Origin of the sequence: Agrococcus sp. HG114 (assembly GCF_024723325.1) — a bacterium.
GTDB lineage: Bacteria > Actinomycetota > Actinomycetes > Actinomycetales > Microbacteriaceae > Agrococcus.
Map to the genome: position 1 here is coordinate 1 of NZ_JANQCH010000148.1, position 5,235 is coordinate 5,235.

Here is a 5,235-nt window from a genome sequence, read left to right on the forward strand (position 1 = left end):
CCGTCGAGGCGCGCCGGGCGCGCGCGGCGGTCAAGCGCGCGCTCGCCGCGAGCGAGCGGGGGCCGCGGGACGTCGCGGAGCGCGCGTGGCAGGATCCCGAGGGCCCGGAGGGGCGGCTGCGCGTCACGGAGTACTTCGGGAGCCTCCGCGGCATGGGCCCCAAGCGGGTCGCGTCGCTGCTGCAGCAGCTCGGCATCGCACCGGCCAAGCGGCTCGGCGGCCTCGGCGGTTTGCAGCGCGAGCGGGTTCGCGCTTGGCTTGACGTCGTGGATCCCTCGCGTCGCCCCCGACTCATCGTGCTCGCCGGACCGACGGCCGTCGGCAAGGGCACCGTCGCGCAGTACGTGCGCGAGCACTTCCCGCAGATCCGCCACTCGGTGAGCGCCACGACGCGCGCGCCGCGGCCGGGCGAGATCGACGGCGTCCACTACGCGTTCGTCTCGGACGCCGAGTTCGACCGCATGGTCGAGGAGGGCGAGTTCCTCGAGTGGGCGACCGTCCACAACCTCTCGCGCTACGGCACTCCGCGCGCGAGCGTGCAGGCCGCGCTCGACGAGGGCTCGTCGGTGCTGCTCGAGATCGACCTGCAGGGCGCGCGGCAGGTGCGGGAGTCGTTCCCGGACGCGGTGCTGCTCTTCCTCGCCCCGCCCTCGTGGGAGGAGCTCGTGCGCCGGCTCGTCGGCCGCGGCACCGAGACCGCGGAGGAGCGCGCGCGTCGCCTCGAGACCGCGAGGGTCGAGCTCGCGAGCCAGCCGGAGTTCGACGCGACGATCGTCAACGCCGACGTCGCCGAGGCCGCCCGGGAGGTCGTCGAGCGCATCCTCGCCGCGGAGGCCGACCGCGGCTCCGTCGCGACGGGGCCCGCGCCGTCGGAGCGCCCTCGGCCGGCTCCCGGCGAGCGGGGCTAGCCTCGGCGCAGGGCCACGACGGCTGCGCGAGCGCTGCGCGACCCGCGCCGGCGAGGATCGGGAGGTCATCGTGAGGGATGCGGCATCGAGGGACGCGGCGATGAGCGCGGCGTTCGTGCGCTTCGCCGAGATGCTCACCTCGGAGTACGACGTCGTCGAGCTGCTGCACTCGGTGCTGCTCGAGTGCGTCGAGCTGCTCGACGTCGACGCAGGCGGACTGCTGCTCACCGACAGCAGCGGCGAGCTCGAGCTCGTCGCGAGCACGAGCGAGCGGGTGGAGCTCGTCGAGATCATGCAGCTGAACGCGGGCGACGGGCCGTGCGTCGAGGCGTACCGGACGGGCTCGATCATCTCGGTCGCCGACGTGGGGGCGACGGGAGGCTCGTGGCGCCGGTTCCGGGAGGCCGCGCGGGTGCAGGGGTACGCGTCGGCGTACGCGATCCCCATGCGCCTCCGCTCGGAGACGATCGGGAGCATCGGCCTGTTCCGCGAGCAGGAGGGCGAGCTCTCGGGCGCCGACTCCGCGGCGGCCCAGGCGCTCGCGCACCTCGCGACGATCGGCATCATGCACGAGCGGAGCACCCGCGAGAGCTCGCTCCTCACCGAGCAGCTCCAGCGCGCGCTCGAGAGCCGCATCGTGATCGAGCAGGCGAAGGGCGTGGTGACGGAGGCCGCGGGCGTCGACGTCGACGAGGCGTTCCGGCTGCTGCGGCAGCACGCCCGCAGCCGCGGCGCGACGCTCCGGTCGGTCGCGGAGCAGGTCGTGGCGCGCACGCTGCAGCTGCCGACGGCCTCCCAAAGCATGGGCGAGTGACCGCACGGCGTTGACACCGAGGCTCCCGCATGGGAGCCTCGGTGGAGATCGTGCTCCCCGGTCCCCGGAGCGCGCATCGTCGAACCGTTCGAGCCGATGCGTGCGAGGGACCATGGAGACCGTCACCGTGCTGCTGCAGCACATCGGCGCTGCCGAGCAGGCCGCGCCCGCGACCTCGGTGCAGCTGGTCGTCGCCCTCATCGTCGGGGTGCTCCTCGCGCAGCTCCTCGGCCTCATCGCGTGGGCCGGGGCGAGGGCGCTCGCCCGCACGCGCGCGCAGGCCGCCGAGCGGCGGGCCGCGGAGCGCGCCGCGCAGGAGCCCACGACCTGAAGCACGCCGGGCGCGGCGGCGCGATAGGATGGTCGCTTGCGCCCACCGGCGCCACGACCTTCCGCGGGGCGACCCCGCGCATCCGCCACCCGAGACCGCCGCAGGAGGCACCCATGGCCACGCAGGGCATCATCAACCCGCCGATCGACGAAGTGCTCGAGAAGGTCGACTCGAAGTACCAGCTCGTCATCTTCGCGTCGAAGCGCGCGCGGCAGATCAACGACTACTACACCGACATCCACGAGGGCTCGATGTTCGACAACGTCGGCCCGCTCGTCGACGCCACGATCGAGGACAAGCCGCTCTCGGTCGCCCTGCACGAGATCCACCAGGACAAGCTCGTCCTGACCAAGGACGAGGCCGCGCAGGGCTGATGCGCGTCGTCGTCGGGATCTCCGGCGGCATCGCCGCCTACAAGGCCGCGCTCGCCATCCGCGAGCTCGTGCAGGCGGGGCACGACGTGCACGTCGTGCCGACCGCGTCGGCGCTGCGCTTCATCGGACGCCCGACGCTCGAGGCGCTCAGCCGCAACCCCGTCACCGACGAGGTCTTCGACGACGTGGCCGCGGTGCGCCACGTCGCCCTCGGGCAGTCGGCCGACCTGATCGTGGTCCTGCCGGCGACCGCCAACACGCTCGCGAAGCTCGCGACCGGGCTCGCCGACGACCTGCTCGGCACGACCGTGCTCGCGTCGCGCGCGCCGCTCGTGCTCGCGCCCGCGATGCACACCGAGATGTGGGAGCAGCCGGCGGTGCAGGCCAACGTGCGCACGCTCGTCGAGCGCGGCGCGACGATCGTCGGGCCGGTCGCTGGCGCGCTCACGGGCGGCGACACGGGCCTCGGCCGCATGGCGGAGCCCACCGACGTCGTGGCAGCGGCACTCGCCGCCGCGGGCGCCGCGCAGCAGCCCGGCGCGCTCGCCGGCCGCACGGTCGTCGTCTCCGCAGGCGGCACGCGCGAGCCGATCGACCCCGTGCGCTTCCTCGGCAACCGATCGAGCGGCGCGATGGGCGCCGAGCTGGCCGCCGCGGCTCGCGCCGCGGGCGCGAGCGTGACGCTCGTGGGCGCCAACCTGCACGTGCCGGCCCCGGAGGGCGTCGAGCTCGTCGAGGTCGAGACGACCGAGCAGCTGCGCACCGCGATGCTCGAGCGCGCCGACGCCGACGTCGTCGTGATGGCCGCCGCGGTCGCCGACTACCGCGTCGAGGGCGCGTCCGACGAGAAGCGCACGAAGGAGGCGTGGGGCGAGCGCCCGACGCTCACCCTCGCGCTCAACCCCGACATCCTCGCCGAGCTCGCGCGCGCCCCGCGGCGCAGCCTGCTCGTCGGGTTCGGCGCCGAGACGGAGCCCGACGACGACGCGCTCGTGCAGCGCGGGCGCGACAAGCTCGCGCGCAAGGGCGCCGACCTGCTCGTGCTCAACCGCGTCGGGCACGACGAGGGCTTCGGCCGCGTCGACACCCGCGTGCGGGTGCTCGACGCCGACGGCGTGGTCGCGGATGCGTCGGGCACGAAGGCGTCGGTGGCCAGGGTCATCATCGACACGGTCGCGCAGCGCCTCGCCGCCGCCAGTGAGGAGCACCAGTGAGCAGCACACCGAGCACCCCGCAGCGCAGCCTGCGCCTGTTCACCTCCGAGTCCGTCACCGAGGGGCACCCCGACAAGATCTCCGACCAGATCTCCGACGCGATCCTCGACGCGATGCTCGCGCAGGACCCCGAGGCGCGCGTCGCAGTCGAGACGCTCGTGACCACTGGCCTCGTGCACGTCGCGGGCGAGGTCCGCACGACCGGCTACGTCGACATCGCCTCGCTCGTGCGCAAGGTGATCGTCGACATCGGGTACGACTCGAGCGAGGTGTCGTTCGACGGCAACTCGTGCGGCGTGACCGTCTCGATCGGCGAGCAGAGCCCGGAGATCGCCACCGGCGTCGACACGGCCGTCGAGGCGCGCGGCGGCTCCGTCGACCCGCTCGACCGCGACGGCGCCGGCGACCAGGGCATCATGTTCGGGTTCGCGACCGACGAGACGCCGTCGTTCATGCCGGCGACCGCGTGGGCCGCGCATCGGCTCGCCGAGCGGCTCGCCGCCGTCCGGCGCTCCGAGGCCATCCCGTTCCTGCGCCCCGACGGCAAGACCCAGGTCACGATCGGCTACGACGGCTTCACGCCGGTCTCCGTCGACACCGTGCTCGTCTCGACGCAGCACGCGCCCGGGGTCACGAACGACGAGATCCGCGACGCCGTCATCGAGCACGTGATCGATCCGGTGGTCGCCGAGCTCGGGCTCGACGCGAGCGGGATGCGCGCGATCGTCAACCCCTCGGGCTCCTTCCTCACGGGCGGGCCCAAGGGCGACGCGGGGCTCACGGGCCGCAAGATCATCGTCGACACGTACGGCGGCGCCGCGCGCCACGGCGGCGGCGCGTTCAGCGGCAAGGACCCGTCGAAGGTCGACCGCTCCGCGGCGTACGCGCTGCGCTGGGTCGCGAAGAACGCGGTGGCCGCGGGCCTCGCGAAGCGGCTCGAGGTGCAGGCGGCCTACGCGATCGGCATGGCGCAGCCCGTCGGGCTCTACGTCGAGTCGTTCGGCACGGGCGCGATCGACGACGTCGCGATCGGCGAGGCGATCCAGCGGGTCTTCGACCTGCGGCCGGGCGCGATCGTGCGCGACCTCGACCTCCGCAAGCCCAAGTACCGCCAGACGGCCGCCTACGGGCACTTCGGCCGCGAGCTGCCTGACTTCACGTGGGAGCGGCTCGACCGCGTCGACGCCCTGCGCGCCGCCGCGGGACTGTGACGCCTTGAGCGCTGCCGGCCCCGAGCGGTACGCGCGCGTCGTCGTCGACTCCCGGCTGCCGCAGCTCGACCGGCTGTTCGAGTACCGCGTGCCGCCGGGCATGGCCGAGCTCGAGCCGGGGGTGCGCGTGCGCGTGCCGCTGCGCAACGAGCGCGCCGCCTCCGGCTACGTCGTCGAGGTCGCCCAGTCGCGCGACTGGGAGGGCGAGGTCGCCGACGTCGAGCGCGTGATCTCACCCGTGCCGGTGCTGCAGCCCGAGGTGTGGTCGCTCGCGCGGGCGGTCGCCGACCGCGCGGCCGGCATCGCCGCCGACGTGCTGCGCGTCGCGATCCCGGGGCGGCAGGCGCGGGTCGAGAAGGCGTGGCTCGCGCGCGATCGCGGCG

General features: G+C 74.3%; 6 protein-coding genes and 1 pseudogene. All 7 read left to right on the forward strand.

All coding sequences use genetic code 11. The features are described from left to right. On the forward strand, positions 1–908 hold a 908-nt coding region (gmk, locus tag NWP09_RS11505), incomplete at its 5' end, for a guanylate kinase (RefSeq protein ID WP_258275650.1). Positions 909–1,008: 100 nt separating this feature from the next. After that, entirely contained in the window at positions 1,009–1,722 is a 714-nt protein-coding gene (locus NWP09_RS11510) for a GAF and ANTAR domain-containing protein (RefSeq protein WP_258275651.1), read from the forward strand. A gap of 112 nt (positions 1,723–1,834) precedes the next feature. Beyond that, positions 1,835–2,053 carry a hypothetical protein gene (locus tag NWP09_RS11515; protein ID WP_258275652.1) on the forward strand — a complete coding sequence of 73 codons (219 nt, stop codon included), beginning with the start codon at positions 1,835–1,837 and terminating at the stop codon, positions 2,051–2,053. Positions 2,054–2,166: 113 nt separating this feature from the next. Beyond that, complete coding sequence (gene rpoZ, locus NWP09_RS11520; RefSeq protein WP_258275653.1) at positions 2,167–2,427, forward strand: DNA-directed RNA polymerase subunit omega; 261 nt, start codon at positions 2,167–2,169, stop codon at positions 2,425–2,427. After that, entirely contained in the window at positions 2,427–3,641 is a 1,215-nt protein-coding gene (gene coaBC / locus NWP09_RS11525; protein ID WP_258275654.1) for a bifunctional phosphopantothenoylcysteine decarboxylase/phosphopantothenate--cysteine ligase CoaBC, read from the forward strand. The genes rpoZ and coaBC overlap by 1 nt, the downstream gene beginning before the upstream one ends. Beyond that, complete coding sequence (gene metK / locus NWP09_RS11530; RefSeq protein ID WP_258275655.1) at positions 3,638–4,852, forward strand: methionine adenosyltransferase; 1,215 nt, start codon at positions 3,638–3,640, stop codon at positions 4,850–4,852. Before coaBC ends, metK begins: the two co-directional genes overlap by 4 nt. A gap of 4 nt (positions 4,853–4,856) precedes the next feature. Beyond that, positions 4,857–5,235: pseudogene (locus NWP09_RS11535) on the forward strand (primosomal protein N'); the annotation flags it as partial.

Bases quoted from the DNA above. Each gene is read 5' to 3' on its own strand.
- NWP09_RS11515 (WP_258275652.1), top strand. From the start codon at position 1,835: ATGGAGACCGTCACCGTGCTGCTGCAGCACATCGGCGCTGCCGAGCAG.
- rpoZ (WP_258275653.1), top strand. From the start codon at position 2,167: ATGGCCACGCAGGGCATCATCAACCCGCCGATCGACGAAGTGCTCGAG.
- coaBC (WP_258275654.1), top strand. From the start codon at position 2,427: ATGCGCGTCGTCGTCGGGATCTCCGGCGGCATCGCCGCCTACAAGGCC.
- NWP09_RS11510 (WP_258275651.1), top strand. From the start codon at position 1,009: ATGAGCGCGGCGTTCGTGCGCTTCGCCGAGATGCTCACCTCGGAGTAC.